Here is a 21,991-nt window from a genome sequence, read left to right on the forward strand (position 1 = left end):
AAATCATTTGCTCAAAACCTTGAGTATTGGTGTTTCTATGGGAGCTGGTTGTACCCGCGTCGTGTCGTAGTCGATACATCATCGTGTCTTCATCGGCAACGCGCGTAAGCGATAAAGATCCGAAGAAGACCCAACGAAGCCCCAAAGCAGGTACGATGCAGTCCCAAAGCTCAATGCATGAACACTCATGTGTGAAGCGATGGCCGAACTAAGTTATTCCCGAATAGGAGTGTCTGCTTTTTTTTATTGGTGAAGAAAAAAATCTAATCTATACGTATCGGATGATTAATCCAATCATGGTTAAATGCCCTATATCGAATTCTTTGTAATTGTTCTTTGCTATATTGCTTATAATACTTAGTAGGTTCACCTGACTTGGTAATGACTAGAGAAACTAAATCAGGTAAATTTTTACGTAACAAAAAATCGCGTATGTACTTTAAAGGGTAAGCGATGTTTGTTCCCAATTCAAGATCACTCTCTTGATTAAGCTGCTTAAAGTTGATGGTTTCCTGTTTAAATGCAGCACAGCTTAATACCGGTAATATTCTTTCAGCCAAACTGTGATTGGTGTCATCATCATAAACAGTTAAAGAGTCGTTATCACGCTTTTTATTGTCAATAGCTTTGAGGCACTGTAAGGTAGCTGTGTAGTTAATGTTTGTGGCATTAAAATTTCTGATAATACTTTCTAACATGTGTTTGGCCACGTGGTATGGCCAATTTTTATTGTCGCAAACATGCACAGGCCAGTGGGCTACATTTTTAAAAAGGGTTCTTTGCTGATGAAAATCGACATGGTAATCCACAGCCCAGGTTATTTCCTCTTCCGTTAACGCCTTAATATCACTTTTAAGATTATACGGATTTTTATAAGTAAAGGTGTTCCACCCGTTTTTTTGCCAGTCAAACATGTGCTTTGAGTCTGCTTATTTCTATTTAAAAACAAAGGTAAGTAGTTTTCATTAACCACCTATAATGTGTGGCATCGAGATGGCTCTTTTTTAGCACTAAATTATCTCATTATATCACAATCTTATCATTTATTTCAAAATGTAAGGAGTGTTAGATACTATTGCCAATAGATTATTAAATACTTCTCAAATCAATAAAAAATAAAACATGCTAAAATTTTCAAGGGTACTATTTTCCCTTATTGCTTTGTTCAGTTTAAATGCTTGTAACATTGAGTTAGATAATCAATCATCAGAAACCAAACAGCCCAATATTCTGTGGATATATGTAGAGGACTTAAGCCCGGATTTTGCTTGTTATGGCAATTCTATTGTTAATACGCCCAATGTTGATGCTTTGGCAAAGCAAGGTATAATGTACACCAATATGCACATGCCAGCAGCTGTGTGTTCTGCTGTGCGGTCTGGAATTATTACTGGATTAATGCCAACTACGATTGGTCTTCATAATCACCATAGTAGTCGTGATTTAGCATCGGCTATATTTTTACCTGATTCGATAAAAACCATCCCTGAGATATTTAAAGAACATGGTTATTACACTTTTAATCATGGTAAGGATGATTATAACTTTTGGTATGAACGTCGCAACCTTTATTCCGGTGCGTTCAGATCCATTGGTATGTATGGCATGCAAGGTTTAAAAAACGATTGGAAAGCTCGCAAGGAAGGGCAGCCATTTTTTGGACAGATTCAATTATACGGTAATAAGCATATTTACAATTCGAAATTTAAAAGTAAGGTTATTCGTCCTATTGATCCTGCTAAGATTGAAGTTCCACCCTATTACCCCGATTCAGCATTTGTTCGACAGGATATGGCTGATCACCTGGAATGTATTGAGTTAACTGATCGCGAGGTGGGAGATATAATAACGCGATTAAAAGAAGATGGTCTTTTGGAAAATACTTACATCTTCTTTTTCTCTGATCATGGCATGCGTTTATGGCGTCATAAACAGTTTTTGTATGATGCTGGCACCAAGGTGCCATTTGTTTTGGCTTATTATGGTAATAATGGAGTGCTTCAAAAAGGAACAGTAAATAATGACTTGATGAGTGGACTGGATATTGGTACTACAACTTTAGGATTAGCCAATATTGATATTCCTAACTATACCGAAGGTCAGGATTTTCTTTCAGACAATTACCAAGCACGTGATCATGTGATTTCGGTACGTGATCGCTGTGATTTTACCATAGATAGAATTCGTTCTATTCGTACGAAACAATTCAGATACATACGTAATTATTTTCCAGATAGGCCTTATATGCAGCCTAACTATCGAGATGAATGGATAATAACACAACGCATGAGATATTTATCTAATGCAGGTCAATTAAATAGTAGTGCCGCCTCATTCTGGAGTGAGGAAAGGCCTTCTGAAGAACTTTATGATGTCAATGCCGACCCACACCAGATAAATAATTTGGCTAACAACCCTGACTATGCCATCCAATTAAATGAATTGCGAACAAGACTGGAAGAGTGGGTGCTTAGTACTGATGACAAAGGACAATATCCAGAAGGTGATGCTGGACTAAAATTTATGTATCAACGTTGGTCGGAGCAGTGTGTAAATCCTGAATATGATAAGTTTAAATAAGAAGAATTCTTGAAATTAATCTTAGAAAATAAAATGTCTGCAGCACCAATTAAGCTGTTAGCAAAAAAGTTTATCTTATAAAACAAAAAAATAATACGAATTAATAAAAATTGAATCAAGATGGTATCAATACTCCGAGTGCTAATTCCCCTGCTTGCTTTGGTCATTTTAAATGCTTGTAACACAACATTGGGCGATAAAAAGCCAATTCATGTGTCGCTAAACTCTTGTGAATGGACATTTTCAGAAACTGATAGTCTACAGAAATTACCTGCAACAGTTCCTGGGTCTGTTCATATGGACTTACTCAATAATGGAAAAATTAATGATCCTTATTTTGGCGATAATGAAAAAGATCTGCAATGGATTGGCGAACGTAACTGGACTTATCAAACAACATTTCAGGTTGATGAGCAGGTGTTAGCTCAGCCTTGTATTGAATTACACTTTGATGGTTTAGATACGTATGCCGAAGTACTGCTTAATGGAGAACAGGTATTGCTGGCTAACAATTATTTTAGAGCATGGAAAGTTGATGTTAAAAACAAATTAAAGTCAGGTATTAATACTTTAGATGTTCGTTTTACCAGCTCGGTAACAAACAACAAAGCTTTAAGAGCTGATGATTCAATTGAACTTTTTGACGATTACGTTTATACGCGTAAGCCTGCATTTCACGATGGATGGGATTGGGGGCCTGTTTATATAACTGCTGGTATTTGGCGTCCTGTATACTTAAAGGCCTGGTCAAGTGGTAAAATTAAGGATACGCACATTGTACAGGAGCGTGTAAGTAAAGAATTAGCCGTATGTAAGGCTGTTGTTGAGCTTGAGGCTCATGAAGCGGGCGAAGCAAAACTAACAATTAGCAGTGAAGTAGCTGACTTGAACAAGACGCTGGAGGTGACGCTAGATAAAGGAATAAATTCGATTGAGATCCCTTTTGAAATTGAAAAACCTAAGTTGTGGTGGTCACGAGGATTGGGAGAGGCACATCTTTATACTGTTACGACCCAACTAAGCAGCGGCAATGCTTTGCTTGATGATGATGAAACAGTGATTGGTATTCGTGATTTAAAATTGGTGCAGAACCCTGATTCAAAAGGAGCTTCTTTTCATTTTGAGTTAAATGGAATTCCTGTTTTTGCCAAAGGTGCTAACTACATTCCGCAGGAAAGCTTCCAAAGTAGAGTTGATTCTCTTGATTACCAAACAGTGATACAGCATGCTATCGATGCTAATATGAATATGCTAAGAGTTTGGGGTGGCGGCTTTTATGAAGAAGATTACTTCTATGATTTATGTGATCAAAATGGACTGCTTGTGTGGCAGGATTTTATGTTTGCCTGTAGCATGTACCCTGGAGAAACCGACTACCTCGAGAATGTAAAGCAAGAGGCGATTGAAAATGTTATCCGCCTGCGTAATCATCCATCTTTAGCCCTTTGGTGTGGTAATAACGAGAACTATATTGGATGGCAAGACTGGCGTTGGTCAAACCGCTATTCAAAGGAGGATTCGGCATCTGTGTGGCACGATTATGAGGCTTTGTTCGACGAGTTATTACCTGAAGTAGTAAAGCAATACGATGCTGATAAAGCGTACTGGCCATCATCGCCAAAATATGGTTGGGGTTACCCGGTAAACATCGATGGAGATGTTCACTTGTGGGCTGTTTGGCATGCGCAAGATCCTTTTGAAGTATTTTTAGAGGAAGAAAATATTGGTCGCTTTATGAGTGAATATGGCTTTCAGTCTCTTCCTGAAATGAAAACTATTAAAGCTTTTACTGATGTAGCTGATCGTGCCATTGATTCGGATGTGATGAAGAGTCATCAAAAGCATCGTGTAGGATACCCGGTTATTGATAAATATATTAAGCGTGATTATAACTGGCCCAAGGATTTTGAGTCATATGTGTATGTGAGTCAGTTGTTACAAGCCAAAGGCATTAAGATGGCTGTTGAGGCTCACCGTCGTGCCATGCCATTTTGCATGGGAACGCTTTATTGGCAGTTGAATGATTGTTGGCCTGTCGCATCATGGTCATCGGTTGATTACTATAACCGTTGGAAAGCATTACATTACAAAGTTCGTGATGCCTATGCACAAGTGATGGTGTCAACCCAAACGAACAACGATAAACTTGATATTTATGTCGTGTCGGATCGTATTGAAGAATCTACAGGTACTTTAAGTATCATTGTCAATGATTTTACAGGACAGCGCATTTGGAGTGAAGAGCTTGAGGTGGCAATACCTGTTAATACCAGTGAGGTGTTGGTATCACCATTAATAAGTAAGTTATTGGCCAATCACCAAGAAAACGAGTTGGTGGTGAATGTGGTTTTGAGGGATGATGAGATGGTATTGGCTCAAAACGAACATTATTTTGTTGCTCCAAAAGATTTGAATCTTAAAAATGTAGATGTGGCTTATACGCTCGAGCGATTAAACGATACGGAGCTAAAAATTAAGCTGTCGACCGATTATTTGGCTAAAGACCTGTGTTTATCATTCTCAAATTTGGATGGGCATTTTTCAAATAATTATTTCGACCTCTTGCCAGGTAATCAAAGAGAGATAATTTTTAAAAGCAATACAATATTATCTGCTAATGTTGATACTTATGAATTGTCGACTAAGTCTTTAGTAGATAGTTACTAAGCCAATTTGTAAGTTAGTTTCTTTTATAGATTTGAATTTAATTTTAACCATGGTGGATAAGGATTTGCCATGGTTTTTTTTATCCAGTAGTTGTCAGAATATAAAAAACACTATATTTGCCGACGAAAATGGTGAGTCAAAACCAACCTATTCGGGTTTTGATGATAAAGAGGGAATCCGGTGTAATTCCGGGACTGTACCCGCAGCTGTAAGCTCCATAACTTCATTGCAAAAGGTCACTGTTAGTTTCATCTAATGGGAAGGCGCAATCTGGAGGGAGTAAGTCAGAAAACCTGCCATGTAACAAATACATTATTAATCAAAGCTTTCGGGTTTAAAAGTTTGATGCATATGAAAAAGCATTCCATATTTTGGGATAGCCAGGAACAAGTGCTATCTGCCGTTTTTAAGAGTTTGTTAAAAAGCATACCCATTCGGTGTGTTCATAATCTGCATTTCAGTTTTTTAAGCTAGAGACTTTATAATTTCCACTTATAAAGCCAATCGTTGTGACTTGTTTTCAAGTTCTGGCTTTTTGCTTTGTATGATTAAATTTTTGCGATGAATTATTATCCGATTCATATCGATATACAAAATCAAGCTTGCTTGGTTGTTGGTGGTGGTCGAATTGCCGAACGAAAAGTGATGAAACTGAATGAGGCAGGTGCTGCCATAACTGTTATTTCCAAAGATTTAACACCGGCTCTTGTTCAGCTAGTTTAGCAATCAAACGTGACCTACCTAAAGCGTTGTTACGAAAGTAATGATGTAAAAGGCTTTTTTCTGGTGTTCGCCGCTACCAATAACTCACAAGTTAACCGGCAAGTATGTGCTGAAGCGAAACAATATGGTGCAATGGTCAATAGCCTTAATGGCGTTGAGGAAGGTAATTTTATATTGCCAGCAAGCTGCTCGGTAGGAGATTTAAACTTAGGCATTACAACGCAGGGGCAGTCTCCTGCCTTATCGGCTCAATTACGTCGGTATTTTAGTGCGAAAATTACTGCTATTACTGAGTCTCAGATAGAGGCAGTGGCCAATGCACGTTTGGAAATGTTAAGCTCATCAGAGGCTGATAAAGAAAGTAAACGACAGCAGATGCAAGTGATGATTGATGAAATCATTCAGACTATTGAAAAAACACAAGTGAACCTAAACGATCTATAACTTATGAAGTTCCAAAGCGGAAAAGTATATTTGGTAGGTGCTGGTCCTGGCGACGCCGAATTAATCACAGTCAAAGCCTTGCGCGTCTTACAACAGGCCGATGTTGTGCTCTACGACTACCTGGTTAATAAATCCTTGCTTGAGCATTGTCCCGATAATTGCCAGTATTTATATGTTGGCAAAAAGAAAGATAAGCACACTTACCCCCAAGAGGAGTTGAACCAATTATTGGTAGAGTATGCCCAAAAAGGTAAAACCATTGTTCGGTTAAAAGGTGGGGATCCTTTTGTATTCGGGCGCGGTGTGGAAGAGATTCAACAATTAATACTGAATAATATTGATTATGAGGTGATACCAGGTGTTACTTCTGGTGTAGCGGTTCCTGCTTATATGGGAATTCCTGTTACGGCGCGCCATGTTGCCTCATCAGTCACATTTGTAACCGGGCATCCGGCTTCAAGTGGTCAGGAAAAAGTTAGTTGGCAAGCATTGGCCAAAGCATCAGATACCATTGTGGTGTATATGGGAGTTAGCAATGCTGCTCACATTGCCAATGAGTTGAACCGAGGTGGAAAAACAGAAGATACGCCAGTAGCCCTTATTCGATGGGGTACTTATCCGCAGCAAGAGATGCTGAAATCTAATATCAAAAACATTGGCAAGGATATGCAGGAAGCTAACTTTAGGCCACCTGCCTTAATGGTGATTGGTGAAGTAGTTAATTTTTCAGATCAACTACAATCGATTACACAATCTGACAATACAAAAAATCTGATACATGCATAAAAAAGGCGTATTACTATGTGGCCATGGCACACGCGTAAAACAAGGCGAAGAAGCATTTATTGCTTATGCCAGGCGTTTTGCTGCTATGTTACCTGAATATGAGGTAGAAGCTGGATTTTTAGAGCTTTCGGAACCTGATTTTGAAAAAGGCGTAAAGAACCTGATTGAACGTGGGATAGAGGAAATAATAGCTTTGCCTGTGTTTTTATTTACTGGTGTTCATATACAAAAGGATATACCGTGCATCTTATTCCAGCTGCAGAGAAAATATAATGTACGTATTCAGCTGGCATCTTACATTGGCGATTGTGATGACATGGTGATGCTATCCAATGAATTGGTGTCACAAGTTGCATCCGAAATTAAAGGGCAAGAAAAAGAAACTTTGTTCTTCGGATTGGGAGTAGGTGCATCAAAAGCAGCAGCCAATGGCGATTTGGCCCGTCTAACACGTTTGGTACAAGAATCTAATAATTTTTCTTTTTCAATAAATGGCTTTTGTAGTCGAATGACCTATCCATCGGTAGGTGAGGCTTTAACTATTAGTGAGCGATTGGATTATAAAAATATTGTTGTGCTGCCATATGTCTTCTTTCCAGGTGTATACATGGATAAGGCTTTGGCTTTACTGGACGCATTCAAATCAAAGCATCCTGATAAAAGGGTTTTGGTAACCTCTTTGTTAAGTGAGTCATCTGCTTTAAGTAAGATATTGATGAAACGCTTGCACAGCATCGAAGAGGGCGAAGCGGATTTAATAAGTCGCGTAGATAAGGAAACGCTTGAAAATTATGAACCGCACCACCACCATCATCATGGACATGCGTGCAATGGTCATCATCATTAAATAAAACAATGGAGAAAGGAAGCATATATGGCGTGGCACTTGGACCAGGTGACCCTGAGCTAATTACTTTAAAAGCACTCAAATGCCTGCAAAGGGTGGATGTAATTTTTTACCCTACAACGCTTAATAGCAAAGGGCAAAAAAGCAGTATGGCCATGCGTGTGTTGAAATATTTGGAACTGGATGAAGCGAAGCTCAGGCCTGTTGAAGTGGCTATGAAATATGACCGCACAGAGGTTAATCGCACCTACCATCATTTGGCAAATGAGTGTATTACTCTCTGCAAGCAGGGCAAAAATGTAGCTGTTGTTAGTGAGGGCGATATATCGTTTTACAGCACTTTTGCCTATCTCATTGATGACATTAAGCAAGCACAGCTTAATTACGAAATGATACCAGGAGTACCTGCCTTTATTTTGGGAGGTTCTTTGGGTAAACTACCGGTTTGTACTCAAAATGACAAAGTATTGGTACTACCGCAAGTGGATGATGAGGCTGCTTTAGCCCGATATACGCAAGAGAATGAAACGGTGGTGCTAATGAAAGTGTCGAAGGTTAAAAAGTGGATTGCTTCATTTATTGAGGCTCAGCAACTGAGTTTTTTTTATGGCGAATACATGGGAACAGACAAAGAGTTCACTTGTAATTCCATTGCACTTTTGAAAGAGCGTCGTATTCCTTATTTCTCAATCATTATTATAAAAAGGTAAGCATGGGTAATATAAAAGTAGTTGGTCTAGGGCCAGGTAATCCAAATATGTTTTTAAATCCTGCCGTTGATGCCATAAAACAGGCGGATGTTATTATCGGGTATAAATATTATTTCCAATTTATTCAAAGCTATCTGCAAGAGGGTACGGATTGTATTGATACCGGCATGCGTCAAGAGGTAGAAAGGGCAAAAATTGCCTTTGAACAGGCAGAGGCGGGGCATCGTGTTGTGGTCATAAGTTCAGGCGATGCTGGTATATACGGCATGGCATCTCTCATACTAGAAATGGCAGATAAACGTTCAACCAACATACCTGTAGAGGTAGTGCCTGGCATTTCGGCATTTCAAGCTGCTGCAGCTAAGTTGGGTGCACCCTTAAGTCACGATTTTGTGATTCTTTCCTTATCGGATCTACTAACGCCTTGGAACTTGATTGAGAAAAGGATGAAGGCTGCAGCCTATGGCGATTTTGTTACCGTGCTTTATAATCCACGGAGTAAAAAACGCTATTGGCAAATTTACCGACTACAGGAATTGTTTTTAAAGGAACGAGAAGCCTCTACGCCTCTAGCCATTGTAAGGCAGGTTGAACGAGAAGAGGAAGAAATTACCTTAACTACTTTAGGCGAATTTAACCCTGAGATTGTGGATATGTTTTCGATTGTTGTGATAGGTAACTCTCAGAGCTATGTCGCCAATAATCGCTTTATAACACCCCGTGGTTATTATTCAAAATACGAACAGGAGGGAGCACCAGGGCCACTGATCATGCAAGAAAGCTTCCGTACTATTGCAGCTAGTCTGTCTGATTTAGATATATCCAATGAAGAAAAATGGGTGATGATGCATTGCATTCATACATCGGCAGATTTTGAGATGAAAAACTTGCTACGTGTGCAAAATAATGCTGTTGAACGCATCAATAATTACCTTGTACAAGGAGGTACCATCATAACCGATGTGACCATGGTTCAAAGTGGTATTCGAAAAAAAGCCTGTGAGCGTTATGGCATTAACATCAAATGTTATCTGCACGATGAACGTACAGTAGAATTGGCTAAGCAACAGAATATCACACGCACCCAAGCCGGTATTCGCCTGGCAGTGGAAGAGCACCCCGATGCGCTCTACGTATTTGGGAATGCGCCAACCGCTTTAATCGAGTTGACGGAACAAATGAGAAAGCAGAAACTGATGCCTGCAGGAATTGTGGGGGCACCCGTTGGCTTTGTCAATGTGGAGGAATCGAAACACCGCTTGCTAAGTTTTGCCAACTTACCTTTTATTAGTATTGCTGGTCGTAAAGGAGGTTCAAACCTGGCAGCAACCATTGTTAATGCTGTATTAAGTCGTGATGAAGCCATTAATTTAACTCCCGGTCGCGATGTGTAGTTTTCATGTGATAGGTATTTCCGATGAGTCTCTTCCGGTTTTCAACAAGGAGGTGCAGGAACTGATGGCGTCTGCCTCCTATTTCTCTGGAGGTGCAAGGCACTTTGAATTGGTACAGGATTTATTACCACTCGATTACCAGTGGATAGATGTTGAAGTGCCTTTGGCAAAAACTTTTACCCATTATGAGGCAATAGCAGAGCCTATTATTGTTTTTGCTTCGGGCGATCCCTTGTTTTTTGGTTTGGCTAACACGCTTAAACGAGAGTTTCCAAGTGCCGCAATGAATGTGTACCCAAGCTTCAATAGCTTGCAAATGTTAGCCCACGCCTGCTTATTGCCCTATGGACATATGAGCATTACTACCTTAACAGGACGTCCTTGGGTGAATATCGATCAGGAATTGATTAAAGGAAAAGCATTGATTGGTGTGTTAACCGATAAGAAAAAAACGCCCGCAGCCATTGCTAAGCGTATGTTGGCGGCAGGAATCAACAACTATTGTGCCTACCTGGGAGAGCGCATGGGTGGCGAACGTCAAAGGGTTCAAAAGCTGAGCATAGAGCAGTTAAGTAGTGTTGACGCTCAAATGCCTAACTGTTTAATACTTGAGAAAACAGGAGATTTTAAGCGTAGCATTGGCATACCCGAAGAAGAGATGCACCACTTGGCAGGTCGGCCAAAGATGATGACCAAGCGGAGTATACGTTTGATGTCTTTATCCATATTAAAACTAGATGCTGCAAAGGTAATGTGGGATATTGGTTTTTGCACGGGTTCTGTTTCCATTGAAGCCAAGCAGATGGCGCCTCATGTGGATGTTTATGCCATTGAGAAACGGGAAGAATCTCGTGATTTGATGACTAAGAATCAACAAAAGTATAGAGTACCAGGCATCAATCATTCGATAGGTGATTTTTTTGAAATGGACCTTTCACTGTGGCCTGAGCCTGATCGGGTCTTTATTGGAGGTCATGGCGGTCGTTTAGAATTAATGTTACAGAAGCTGGATGCTGTTTTACAAACTGATGGAATCATTGTATTTAACGCGGTAAGCAGTGAAACAGAAAAGATATTTAGGGAAGTAACAACCCGCCTGGGGTATGGGATTAGTGATTCGATGATCTTACAGCAAGATGCGCACAACCCAGTCAATATTTTACAGGCAAGTAAACACAAAAGAAATGAGTAAAAGCCACATTAATCTAGTTCCTACGAATACAGATATGAGTAAACAGGCAATCCTAATTAATAACAGCAATGCTTATCCACTTGCTTCGCTTTTACAGCAAGAGTTGGGTGGGCAGATATATTCCACTGCTGGGTATGCAGGAACGGAGAAGATTACATCCATTCAAAGCTTCTTGCAAGGTTCGTTCTCGCAGTTGGATCAATTAATTTTTATTGGTTCACTGGGTATTACAGTACGTTCCATCGCAGGTTTTATACAAAGCAAACAATGCGATCCCGCCGTCATTAACCTCGATTTGAACGGCCGATTTATTCAGCCGGTTGTATCGGGTCATAAAGGAGGTGCCAATGCATTGGCCGAACGTATTGCACGCATAACAGGAGGCCATGCGGTTATCACAACCGCTAGCGACACATTGGACTTGTGGGCTTTGGATATTATAGGTAAGGCTTATGCCTGGACGAATGAGTATGTCAATATCAATGAGAATGAGTTGATTTCTAAATTTGTGAATGGCGCTAAAACAGCTCTAGTACTAGAAACAAAGGATGCTGGAACGCAGTTTTTGGAGCACAGTTTACCATCTTTTGTTGATTGTTATCATCAAATGAGTGAGGTAAATGAAGATGATTATGAGCTTTTAATAGTTGTGTCTCCGCACCTTACTCAGCTTAAAAAACCTACTCTATTCTTTCGCCCCAAATGTTTGGTTGTAGGCACGGGTTCACAAAAAGGGGTAAACAATACTTTTTATCAAAAGGGCATTGAAACAATTTTTCAAGAGGAATCCCTAAGCATTCAGTCTATTCGCTCCATCCATTCGGTGGACGTCAAAAAAGAGGAACAGGCTTTTATTGATTTAGCAAGCACCTTGTCAGTGCCATTTCAAACGCATAGTGCCGAGGATCTTAATCGAGTAGCTGATCACTTGGAAGTATCAGAAGCAGCACTCAATGCTACTGGTGCTCAAAATGTTTCTGAGGCATCGGCACTAGTCGGATCTAAAAATCATCACTTGTTATTGAACAAGACCAAGGGCTGCGACGAGCAAGGCAAGCATTTTACATTGGCTATTGCCATGGATTTGGGCCAGGAACGAATCGGGCAGGTGTATATTGTTGGGGCAGGTCCTGGAGATCCAGAACTGGTTTCGGTCAAAGGCAAACGGTTATTGCAAGCTGCCGATCTTATATTGTATGCTGGTAGTTTGGTGCCCGGGCAACTTACTCACTATGCCAAAGAGGGCTGTGTAGTGCGCAACTCAGCACAAATGGATTTGGAGGAACAGTTCAAGTGCATGAAAGATGTGTATGATGCAAGTGGTTTAGTAGTGCGCTTACATACGGGCGACCCATGTATCTATGGTGCTATTCAAGAGCAGATGAATTTTTTCGATGCTCATCAAATTCCCTATGAAATTATACCTGGGATATCCTCATTTCAGGCTGCCGCCGCTCGTTTGCAATCACAGTTTACCATTCCGGAGCGCATTCAAACAATTATCCTTACACGAGGCGAAGGACGAACGCCAATGCCACCCCGCGAAAAGCTTTCGGAGTTGGCCAAGTTCCAGAGTACCATTTGCTTGTTTTTGAGCGTTACCTTAATTGAAGATATGCAGCGTCAGCTTTTGGAGGGTTATCCTCCTGAAACACCTATTGCCGTGTGTTATAAGCTTACATGGAAAGAGGAAAAGATATGGCGTGGCCAGTTGAAAGATTTGGTGACGATTGTGAAAGATAATAAACTGACTTTAACCGTGATGATTGTTGTAGGTGAAGCGATAGATAATCGTGAAAATCGTTCAAAACTATACGACCCAAAGTTCACGCATTTATTCCGTACAGCTACTAATGATTAAGGCCACCAACATATTACTGTTTGGTGGAACCACCGAAGGGAAAGCAACGGCCAATTGGTTGAATGATATGGGATTTAAGTTCTATTATTCTACCAAAACACCCAGCTCTTTTGTTGTGCCCCAAGGCTCCACGTCCATTGTAGGTGCTTTATCAACTGAGGAAATGATAAAGTTATGTGTCAATAACAGCATCGAAGTTATCATTGATGCAGCGCATCCGTATGCCACAGAATTGCACCATACCATTGCTGAGTGTGCCCAACAATGCGGCATGCCAACAGTGCGTGTTGAACGCCAATTGACCGATGTCGAAGATGATGAGCATGTTGTGCGTGTGGCATCACTGGAAGAGATGCAGCGTTTTGTTAAAGAGGGATCTTATCAACGTGTTTTATCGCTCTTAGGTGTTAAAAGTATTGCCTACCTGCATGAGCATTTAGTTGACTTAAATACTTGGTATCGGATTTTGGACCGGGAGTTGTCGTGGAATGAAGCTTTGCGTTGTGGCGTATCGAAAATTCAGCTTATTGCCTCATCAGCATTTGAAAACCTTGATGATGCTAAGGAGTTAATTGCGTCTAAGGGAATTGAGGTGCTATTAACCAAAGATAGTGGTTACAATGGTTTGTTTGATCAGAAAGTGGAGTTGGCAAAATTTTTTAATATTCCTCTGGTGGTACTAGAGCGTCCTGCCTTACCCAATTATACAGCAATAGTCAAGCACCGAGCCGAATTGAAAAAAGTCATGAGCAGTCATTTTACATTGCCCAATAAGCAATTGGCTCATGGTTATACAACTGGTACATGTGCTACCATTTGTAGCAAAGCGGCAGCCAGTTATCTATTAAGTGGTATAAAACCATCTTCCGAAACCATTTATTTGCCCGATGGAGAAGCTGTGACCATGCAGATTCATACTTCTGCGTGTGATGATCAATCGGCTTTTGCTACAGTCATTAAAAATAGTGGTGACGACCCTGATTTAACAGATGGTATGGTCATTGGCAGTAAAGTAAGCCTTCGAAAGGGCGATGATATTCAATTTGTGCAAGGAGAGGGAGTCGGAATTGTACGTTTAGCTGGTTTAGGATTACCTATTGGCGAGCCCGCCATTAATGCGGTGCCGAGGGATATGATACGCAGCGTATTAAACGAATTGATAGAGGAGTACGAGCTAGATAATGGTTTTGATGTTTCTGTTTTTATACCACAAGGCAAACGCTTGGCTAAAAACACCTTTAATCCACGCTTGGGCGTTGAGGGTGGATTGTCCATTATTGGCAGTACAGGGCGTATTAAGCCATTTTCTTCTGAAGCTTACATAGCGACCATACACCGTCAGCTGGGACTTGTGCTAAAGAATAATATAAAGCATGTGGTGATGAATTCGGGTGGACGAAGCGAAGGGTATCTTAAGCAATATTTCGGCGCATTGCCCAATTATGCTTTTGTGCAGTATGGTAATTATATTGGTGAGGCCCTGAAGATAGCTGCCAACACAGGTATTTCCAAAGTAAGCATGGGTATTATGACAGGTAAAGCCGTTAAGTTGGCCGATGGTCATTTGGATACGCATAGTCGCGAAGTAGTGATGAATAAAGAGTTTTTGGTGCAATTGGCTATTGATTGCCAATACTCTTCATTACAGATTGAGAAGGTTCGCAGCATACGCATGGCTCGTGAATTAGAAAGCATATTTCCATTTAGCATAGATGAACCATTTTTTTATCAGCTAAAAAAGCGTTGCCACAACACTTGTCAAACACTCATGCAAAGCACAGAGCTTGAGCTTTTATTAATTAGTAATAAGGGACACATCATCTAAAAATACTTGGTAATGACAAAAAAGAATCTGTATGTATTGCTTCTCGTATTATTGCCTACTCAGGCTTATAGTATGCACATTATGGAGGGATATTTACCCTTGCAGTGGTCGGTGATTTGGAGCTTAGCTTTTGTGCCATTTTTTTTGCTGGGCTTACGCAGCATGAAGCGTTTAGTGGCGCTAGCACCTGAAAAACGTATGGTGTTGGCCATGGTAGTAGCTTTTGCCTTTGTGTTATCATCTCTTAAATTACCATCAGTAACAGGAAGTAGTTCACATGCCACCGGTATGGGCTTCGGAGCAGCCCTGGTAGGGCCTGCTAGCATGTCGGTTGTTGGTACCATAGTTTTGGTGTTTCAGGTGTTTTTACTGGCTCATGGCGGACTAACAACTTTGGGAGCCAATGCTTTTGCCATGGCTTTTGTTGGGCCTATTGTTACTTATTTAGTGTATCGAGGAATGAAAAAGACAGGAGTGTCATTACGTGTTGCTTTGTTTCTTGGAGCTTTCCTGGGCAACCTGTCTACTTATCTGGTGACCTCTATTCAGCTGGCTCTTGCTCATCCCGATGAGGCGAGTGGATTTATGGGAGCTTTCGGAAAATTCATTGGTGTTTTTGGAATTACTCAAATACCAGTTGCCATTGTAGAGGGTTTACTAACGGTTGTGGTGGTAAATATACTGGTGAGTAACGATTTTATTAAGGAAAATGATTTGTTTTCAATCAAGGGCTTGAGGCTCTTTAAATCAAAAGTATCTGCACATGGAACGAAATAGACGCTTAAAAAGACAAAATTACTACCTGTTGCTTTTGGTCTTAATCATACCTGTTGTGAGTTTGTTTCTTGGCGGTAATTCTGAATTTGGAGGAGCCGATGGTATGGTCGTGGAGCTAATTGATGAAGCTGATCGATACACGCCTTGGTTTGATAATGTGTGGGCACCGCCAGGTGGAGAAACGGAAAGTCTGTTATTTTCGTTGCAAGCCGCGATTGGTGCAGGTGTACTGTTTTACTTTATTGGCTACATCAAAGGAAAAAGAGCGGCTGCGAATGACAAATAGTGAACATATAGCTTATCGTATGGTTAGTGGCACAGCAGAGAAATTACTGTTCTTCTGCATGGGCATGCTCATTGTACTAACATGTTCAAGATGGAGTATTCAACTATTTATTCTTGTTGGTGGCGTGACTAGTGTAGTGCGAGCTGTATATAAAAGGTCCTTATCATGGCGCTTATTGCTACTGGCCATTTCATTTGTTGTGCTGGGCAGTTTGGTGTTAATGCTGGTGGTGGGACATAAGAATATTGATGCCTGGTGGCAAATAGAATGTTTTGGTTTGTGGTGGAGTATTACTTACAATAGCTTCTGGTATGCTCTTCAATTGGCTTGCCGTGCTGTCAATAGTATACTATTTATTCAGTTGTTATCTGTTAATATTTCCTTGGCCGAAGCCATAACGACTGCACGTAAATTAAAAGTGCCCAACAGCTTGCTTGAGTTGGTGTTACTATCATACAGGTATTTATTTGTTTTAAAAGAAACGGCCCATGTAGTGCGCCTGGCACAGAATCAGCGCTTGGGCTATATCTCTTTTCGAAATAGTTTGCGCTCAACGGGCCTATTACTTTCAATGGTATTTATTAAAAGTTTACGTTTCTCCATGCAAAATTTCCAGTCCATGCAGGTAAGAGGGTACGGAGGCTTTACCCATCAAAGCGAAGAGTGGCACCCAAGTTCATTCCTTGGCATATTGCTAATTACTGTTTCAGCAATCATCCTTTTTTGTGTTGAATTTTTTAAATTTTAGCCAATGACTTTACTTCAATTAGATCAGGTTAATTACGCTTATTCATCTGAGGCTGTTGGCTTGGATAATGTTTCGTTTACACTGGAGAAAGGCAGTAAGGTAGCCTTGATGGGAGCGAACGGATCAGGCAAATCAACACTTTTTCAAACTTTGGCTGGCATATTAAAACCCCAACACGGCCATTATCTTTTATTGAATAAGGTGTTTAGGTATTGCCGCAAGTACCGTAGACAATTGAGCCAAACCATCGGATATGTATTTCAAGATCCAGATGTTCAAGTAGTGGCCACGCACGTATATGATGATGTGGCTTACGGCCTTCGTAACAAAGGGATGAAAGAGCATGAAATTAAGCCACGTGTTGAGGCTTATCTGGATTTGGTAGGTATCAGTGATCTGAAAGACAAGGCTATTCATACACTCAGTTACGGACAAAAAAAACAGGTGGCGCTGGCTGGTGTATTGGTGATGGAGCCCCAAATTATTTTGCTGGACGAGCCCTTTGCCTGGCTCGATTATCCACAGTCGTGTCGTTTGCGTGCTTTGCTGAATGACTTACATCAACAGGGCCTAACCATAGTGGTGAGTACGCACGATTCTCAATTTGCTAATGAATGGGCTGAACGTATTTTGGTGATGAAAAAAGGGCAATTAGCTGTTGATTCATCAGGGAATGAGTTGTTTAATGATGATGAATTAGTAGCTGAAATGTTGATAGCACCTGTTTCTGTAAGGGAGAGAGAGAGCTGTCATCTCGTTTAATAATTTTTCTACATTACAACCTAGGTACTTTTGCGCTCTGCGGAGGTATTTTTATGTTATCCGAAACTAGCTCCAAGTTCTTTGGCGATGCTGCCGTATTGTTGGGCAATGTTGCCACGTCGTTCGGCGGTAGCTCCATGCTTTGCGGCGGTACTTCTACGTCATCCGAAACCAGTTTCAAGGTCTTTGGCGATGCCGCCGTATTGTTCGGCAGTGCTGCCGCATCGTTCGGCGGTAGCTCCATGCTTTGCGGCGGTACTTCTATGTTATCCGAAACCAGTTTCAAGGTCTTTGGCGATGCCGCCGCATTGTTCGGCAGTATCGTCGAATCGTACGGAGATATCTCTAAGCTCTTCAGCGGTACCTCTATGTCTTCCGAAACTACCTCCAAATTATTTAGCGATACCTCTACATCGTTCAGTAGTGTCTCCACGGTAATCGCATTTAATTTTTAATTTTGTTTTACCTTGCGTTATACCGACATAAGCAACGCAGTTTGGGACCCATTGACATAAACGGAGGTGAGAAAAATTTGATACCAAGCTGTCAATTATTAAATTTTTCCCGTAGTGATGTCATAATGGGTAAACGAGTGCTTTAGTCGGCGGCCTTTTTCTCCCCTTTTTGGGCTGAAGGCAAAAAGGGGAAGCCTCAACGGCTTGAGTTGAAAAAATAATAATCTCTCAAATGGGATTGCCGTGGTAGTGTCTCTTAATCATTTAAAACTACCCCTAAAGGACTATAGAAAATTCAATAACTCTGATAAGTCTTTGATGACATAGGTAATGTCAATATCATGCTTTACCTCTCGTGTATTAAAATACACCTGATCAATACCAGCTTTTTGAGCGCCTTTTATATCTGCTTCCAAGCTGTCACCAATAACCAAACATTCCTTTTTACTGGCGTGACAACTTTTAACAGCATAGTCAAAAAAGTAGGTATTGGGCTTTTGTACGCCAATGAGTTCTGAGATGTATATTTTATCAAAGAAAGGACGCAATCCGCTGTTATCAAGCTTTTTGTTTTGGACCTCTTTAAAACCATTGGTGATGATGTGCATTTCGTAGTTTTCCTTCAGCTGCTCAAGTACCTCAATCGTATTAGGAAACAGGCGTGTTTGGGTAGCGCTAATGCTGAGATAATCCTGAGCAAATTGTTGGGCCACATTGATATCATCAAAACCAACTTCGGTAAATGGTAAGTGAAAACGCTGTACGTTTAATACGCTTTTCTTCACTCTTCCTCGTCGATACTGCGCCCACAAGTGTAAATTATGCACTTCGTACTTCGCATGGAAGTCTTCGTAGTCAGTAAAAAAACGCGATAACTGATAGGTATCAAACATCTCGCGTAAAGTGGCCTCTGAGTTGGCCTCAAAATCCCATAATGTATGGTCTAAATCAAATAGCAGATGCTTGTATTTCTTCATTATTTCAACTGTTTACAGTGTTGTCCTAATTAAATCAATCAATTGGGCTATCCGCCCAAACTGGACTTACTTTTTGTTCTTGATCACAAAAACTAAGGAAAAAAGATCAAGGCTACTTTTTAAATATCTTTCTTATTTATCTTAAACTTAAGTGCGGCTGGGTGATCTTCGAACAAGTTCTCAGCTTCCCAGTCTTTCTAAAGTTTTCTATAAAAAGTAAGCTATTTAAAAGAGAGGCCACAATGCAAGACACTTAAAAGAACCCAAGCTTAGAATAACTACATATAAACAATCTAATATTAATCAGTTACGTTCATATTGGTTTACAATTCCCTACGAACTTCTTTATTTACTCACTTGTACTACCAAATGCCTTGACATGCTCCAGAAATTCTCCTTGTCGGTTATCTTCATCAACATAGCGCCATTACTGCCCAATTCCATGGTGTACGACGATGATGGGTGGTTCGAAAGGACTTTTGCCTTAGGCATATACAGGTTTAAAGAATCTAACTCGCGATAGTCGATGGTAGAGAAATAGTCTTGTGAGAAACCTTCTGATAGGAGTTTGGACTTTTTAAGAAATCCGTCGCTACTTAATATACCTTCGTTTCTCAGTTCCTTTTTAGTGCCAAACACATAATAGGCTCGGTATAGCTTTTCAATGGTCTCATTCAGCTCCTGTTGGGTGGCATGTTTAACTCCTTCCAAGGAGTCAACCACTAGCTGCAGTCCTTCAATGGTAAAGTTTAAGTCAGCTATTTGTAAGCTCTGACTTTCCAATTTTTTCTGAAGCTTAATGATTTCTACTGTTTTTGTTTTTAACTGTGAATTCAATCGCTTTACCAACTTACTTAGGTTGGTGTTATTGGTGCTCGAATTGGCTAATTGTGCTTCCAGCTTCGATATCTGCTCCTTGTTTTGCACCATCAACTCGTATATAACTTTTATATCACGATTAATGCGTTTTTCCAATGCTTCGCCACCAGCTTCATTGTTAGCTACATTAAGGGTTATAAGGTTTTCTTTTTCTTTAATCTTTTGCAAGTTATCATCTACTTCCAGAAGCGTTGCCACCAGGCTATTCATCTGTATGTCCTTGTCCATCGATATTTGTTTTAGCGAATCGATCAAACCATCTTGATTAACGACAATGGTAGTAGGTTCTTGTTGCTGTTGGCAGCTGATAGTTGCTAATATAATGCTGATAAATAATAAATATCTCATGAGTATGGTGTTGTGAATAATGTCTTAGATTTTTTGCAATGCTTGTGTTTAGTTCGCGCTAATTATCTTTTTGATATTTGCTTTCGTGTTTCTTTTTCTTCTTTTCTTCCACTTTACCTTCTACAATCAGCACAATTTCTCCTTTAACTGTTTTGGCTGAAAAATGTTGAATCAATTCCTCCAATGTACCTTGTTTGTTTTCTTCGTACAGCTTACTTATCTCCCTCGAAACAGATGCTTTTCTATCACTACCAAAGTACTCGGCTAACTGACCAAGCGTTTTTACTAAACGAAAGGGCGATTCGTAAAAAATCATTGTTCTCGATTCTGTTGCTAGCGATTCCATTTTTGTTTTACGTCCCTTCTTCTGGGGTAAAAACCCTTCAAAACAAAAACGGTCGTTGGGTAAGCCTGAGTTAACCAATGCAGGCACAAACGCTGTTGGTCCTGGCAAACACTCCACTGCAACATCTTCTTCCAGACATTTTTTTACCAAAAGATAACCAGGGTCGGATATGGCAGGCGTACCAGCATCGGATACTAAAGCGGCGGTTTCTCCTGCTTTTATGCGTTGCGACACTTTATCAACCGAAGTGTGCTCGTTAAACTTATGGTGAGAAATCATGCTGGTTGATATCTCCAAATGTTTTAGTAAAAAACCAGTTGTGCGTGTGTCTTCAGCTAATATAAAGTCCACTTCTTTTAAGATGCGAACGGCACGTAAAGTGATGTCTTCAAGGTTGCCAATAGGGGTTGGCACCACATATAATTTACTCATTATATAAATCTTCTCTTAATGCTGTTGAAAAATGATTCGGTCGCCTGGTTGTCATCGCTCCAATTGTAATTGGCCTTTAAAAATTCTTTGGCCGACTGGTATGAATCCATGGCATTTATTTGCTCCAGTGTCTGATTAAATAAATCGGCTTTGTTGTTAAATAACTCACGCTGATAATAAAAACGATCGTTCAAACCAAAGGCTTTACGAACATCGTCAACGGGTTTACCTATTTGACGTACATCTTGAACTTCTTCTTTTTGAGTAGCTAATTTATCGTTAACTGATGAGTTGTCTTTGTTGATGACTTCGCCTAGTACATTGGGTTTGTTGTTAACGCTTGCTTTTGGCTTTGAGCTGCCTTTATGACTGGTATTTGATACTGCAGCCGGTTTTTTATCTTTACTCTCAGAAACTGTATCCTGCTTATCATTTACCCTTTCATCAGCTTCATTGGCCACGTCTTGCTCACTTATGCTTATTTCCTCACTGACAGAACTTACTTCTTCTGGCGTTGTGTCTGTTTCTTTATCGCTTGAGATGATCTCATCTATAACCGAGGTTTTTTCAATAGTGGGGGTAATTTGCTTTTCCTCTATTTGATTGGTTTCAACAAGAGGGGCATTTGCTTCAATATTGGATTCGGCTTTAACAAATTCACTTGATGATTCTGCTATGGCTCTATTATCTTTTGTACTTGAAGTATTTGTTATTTCAGATGTTAAGGATGACTCACTGATTGGATTATTCGTTTTTTGAACATTAAGTTGTTCCAACAATGATAACTCCTCGTTAATGTTTGCTATTTTAGTGCGAGTTAAATTGATAAAAGCTGAGTTAAGTTCTTCTTTACCTTTAAAGCTGTTAACCAGGTTGTGAACTTCTTTAATGTCATTGAGAATTATATTGATGAGTGCTTCTTTTTCCATAATAAGTGCGTGGCTTTTAACAT

19 protein-coding genes, 1 pseudogene and 1 riboswitch are annotated in these 21,991 nt (G+C 40.2%); of the genes and pseudogenes, 14 read left to right on the forward strand and 6 right to left on the reverse strand.

Annotation, left to right across the window (positions count from 1 at the left end; genetic code table 11):
* Positions 1-263: 263 nt before the first annotated feature.
* Positions 264-914 carry a hypothetical protein gene (locus FNN09_RS12055; RefSeq protein ID WP_143302616.1) on the reverse strand — a complete coding sequence of 217 codons (651 nt, stop codon included), beginning with the start codon at positions 912-914 and terminating at the stop codon, positions 264-266.
* Positions 915-1,122: 208 nt separating this feature from the next.
* Here FNN09_RS12055 and FNN09_RS12060 point away from each other — a divergent pair, with 208 nt between their 5' ends.
* The 14 genes and pseudogenes from FNN09_RS12060 (at position 1,123) to FNN09_RS12130 (ending at position 17,602) form a co-directional block, all read left to right on the forward strand.
* Positions 1,123-2,580, forward strand: a complete 1,458-nt coding sequence (locus FNN09_RS12060) for a sulfatase (RefSeq protein ID WP_143302617.1) — start codon at positions 1,123-1,125, stop codon at positions 2,578-2,580.
* 120 nt (positions 2,581-2,700) lie between these two features.
* Entirely contained in the window at positions 2,701-5,247 is a 2,547-nt protein-coding gene (locus FNN09_RS12065) for a glycoside hydrolase family 2 protein (RefSeq protein ID WP_143302618.1), read from the forward strand.
* Between the two features lie 136 nt (positions 5,248-5,383).
* Positions 5,384-5,563, forward strand: a riboswitch (cobalamin riboswitch).
* Between the two features lie 245 nt (positions 5,564-5,808).
* Positions 5,809-6,414 (forward strand): annotated as a pseudogene (locus FNN09_RS12075) (bifunctional precorrin-2 dehydrogenase/sirohydrochlorin ferrochelatase).
* Between the two features lie 3 nt (positions 6,415-6,417).
* Positions 6,418-7,200, forward strand: coding sequence for a uroporphyrinogen-III C-methyltransferase (gene cobA, locus FNN09_RS12080; protein ID WP_143302621.1), 783 nt, complete (start codon positions 6,418-6,420; stop codon positions 7,198-7,200).
* The gene (locus tag FNN09_RS12085) at positions 7,193-8,047 is read left to right on the forward strand and encodes a sirohydrochlorin chelatase (protein ID WP_143302622.1); all 855 of its coding nucleotides are present in this window, start codon (positions 7,193-7,195) and stop codon (positions 8,045-8,047) included. The genes cobA and FNN09_RS12085 overlap by 8 nt, the downstream gene beginning before the upstream one ends.
* A gap of 8 nt (positions 8,048-8,055) precedes the next feature.
* The gene (gene cobI / locus FNN09_RS12090; RefSeq protein ID WP_143302623.1) at positions 8,056-8,757 is read left to right on the forward strand and encodes a precorrin-2 C(20)-methyltransferase; all 702 of its coding nucleotides are present in this window, start codon (positions 8,056-8,058) and stop codon (positions 8,755-8,757) included.
* A 2-nt stretch (positions 8,758-8,759) separates the two neighbouring features.
* Positions 8,760-10,151: a precorrin-3B C(17)-methyltransferase gene (gene cobJ / locus FNN09_RS12095; RefSeq protein ID WP_143302624.1), complete on the forward strand. Its 1,392-nt coding sequence runs from the start codon at positions 8,760-8,762 to the stop codon at positions 10,149-10,151.
* Positions 10,144-11,343, forward strand: coding sequence for a precorrin-6y C5,15-methyltransferase (decarboxylating) subunit CbiE (gene cbiE, locus FNN09_RS12100; RefSeq protein WP_143302625.1), 1,200 nt, complete (start codon positions 10,144-10,146; stop codon positions 11,341-11,343). Before cobJ ends, cbiE begins: the two co-directional genes overlap by 8 nt.
* Positions 11,336-13,204, forward strand: coding sequence for a precorrin-4 C(11)-methyltransferase (gene cobM, locus FNN09_RS12105; protein WP_221932489.1), 1,869 nt, complete (start codon positions 11,336-11,338; stop codon positions 13,202-13,204). Before cbiE ends, cobM begins: the two co-directional genes overlap by 8 nt.
* Positions 13,137-15,029, forward strand: a complete 1,893-nt coding sequence (gene cbiD, locus FNN09_RS12110; protein WP_143302626.1) for a cobalt-precorrin-5B (C(1))-methyltransferase CbiD — start codon at positions 13,137-13,139, stop codon at positions 15,027-15,029. The genes cobM and cbiD overlap by 68 nt, the downstream gene beginning before the upstream one ends.
* 12 nt (positions 15,030-15,041) lie before the next feature.
* Complete coding sequence (locus tag FNN09_RS12115) at positions 15,042-15,806, forward strand: energy-coupling factor ABC transporter permease (RefSeq protein ID WP_143302627.1); 765 nt, start codon at positions 15,042-15,044, stop codon at positions 15,804-15,806.
* A complete protein-coding gene (locus FNN09_RS12120; RefSeq protein ID WP_143302628.1) occupies positions 15,793-16,092 on the forward strand; it encodes an energy-coupling factor ABC transporter substrate-binding protein in 300 nt (99 codons plus the stop codon). The genes FNN09_RS12115 and FNN09_RS12120 overlap by 14 nt, the downstream gene beginning before the upstream one ends.
* Positions 16,082-16,840 (forward strand): energy-coupling factor transporter transmembrane component T, encoded by a 759-nt coding sequence (locus tag FNN09_RS12125; protein WP_143302629.1) that lies wholly within the window; start codon positions 16,082-16,084, stop codon positions 16,838-16,840. Before FNN09_RS12120 ends, FNN09_RS12125 begins: the two co-directional genes overlap by 11 nt.
* 3 nt (positions 16,841-16,843) lie before the next feature.
* Positions 16,844-17,602, forward strand: a complete 759-nt coding sequence (locus tag FNN09_RS12130) for an energy-coupling factor ABC transporter ATP-binding protein (protein WP_143302630.1) — start codon at positions 16,844-16,846, stop codon at positions 17,600-17,602.
* A 13-nt stretch (positions 17,603-17,615) separates the two neighbouring features.
* On the opposite strand, the gene FNN09_RS12135 is transcribed toward FNN09_RS12130, so the two are convergent.
* From FNN09_RS12135 to FNN09_RS12155, 5 genes are all read right to left on the reverse strand, one after another.
* On the reverse strand, positions 17,616-18,035 hold the full coding sequence (locus FNN09_RS12135) for a hypothetical protein (protein WP_143302631.1): 420 nt from the start codon (positions 18,033-18,035) through the stop codon (positions 17,616-17,618).
* 306 nt (positions 18,036-18,341) lie between these two features.
* A complete protein-coding gene (locus FNN09_RS12140; protein WP_143302632.1) occupies positions 18,342-19,034 on the reverse strand; it encodes a YjjG family noncanonical pyrimidine nucleotidase in 693 nt (230 codons plus the stop codon).
* Positions 19,035-19,379: 345 nt separating this feature from the next.
* A complete protein-coding gene (locus FNN09_RS12145; protein ID WP_143302633.1) occupies positions 19,380-20,261 on the reverse strand; it encodes a hypothetical protein in 882 nt (293 codons plus the stop codon).
* Between the two features lie 58 nt (positions 20,262-20,319).
* Positions 20,320-21,039 (reverse strand): 16S rRNA (cytidine(1402)-2'-O)-methyltransferase, encoded by a 720-nt coding sequence (gene rsmI, locus FNN09_RS12150; RefSeq protein WP_143302634.1) that lies wholly within the window; start codon positions 21,037-21,039, stop codon positions 20,320-20,322.
* Positions 21,039-21,968, reverse strand: coding sequence for a hypothetical protein (locus FNN09_RS12155; protein ID WP_143302635.1), 930 nt, complete (start codon positions 21,966-21,968; stop codon positions 21,039-21,041). The genes rsmI and FNN09_RS12155 overlap by 1 nt, the downstream gene beginning before the upstream one ends.
* Between the last annotated feature and the right edge of the window lie 23 nt (positions 21,969-21,991).

Source organism: Carboxylicivirga sp. M1479, assembly GCF_007097485.1.
Lineage (GTDB): Bacteria > Bacteroidota > Bacteroidia > Bacteroidales > Marinilabiliaceae > Carboxylicivirga.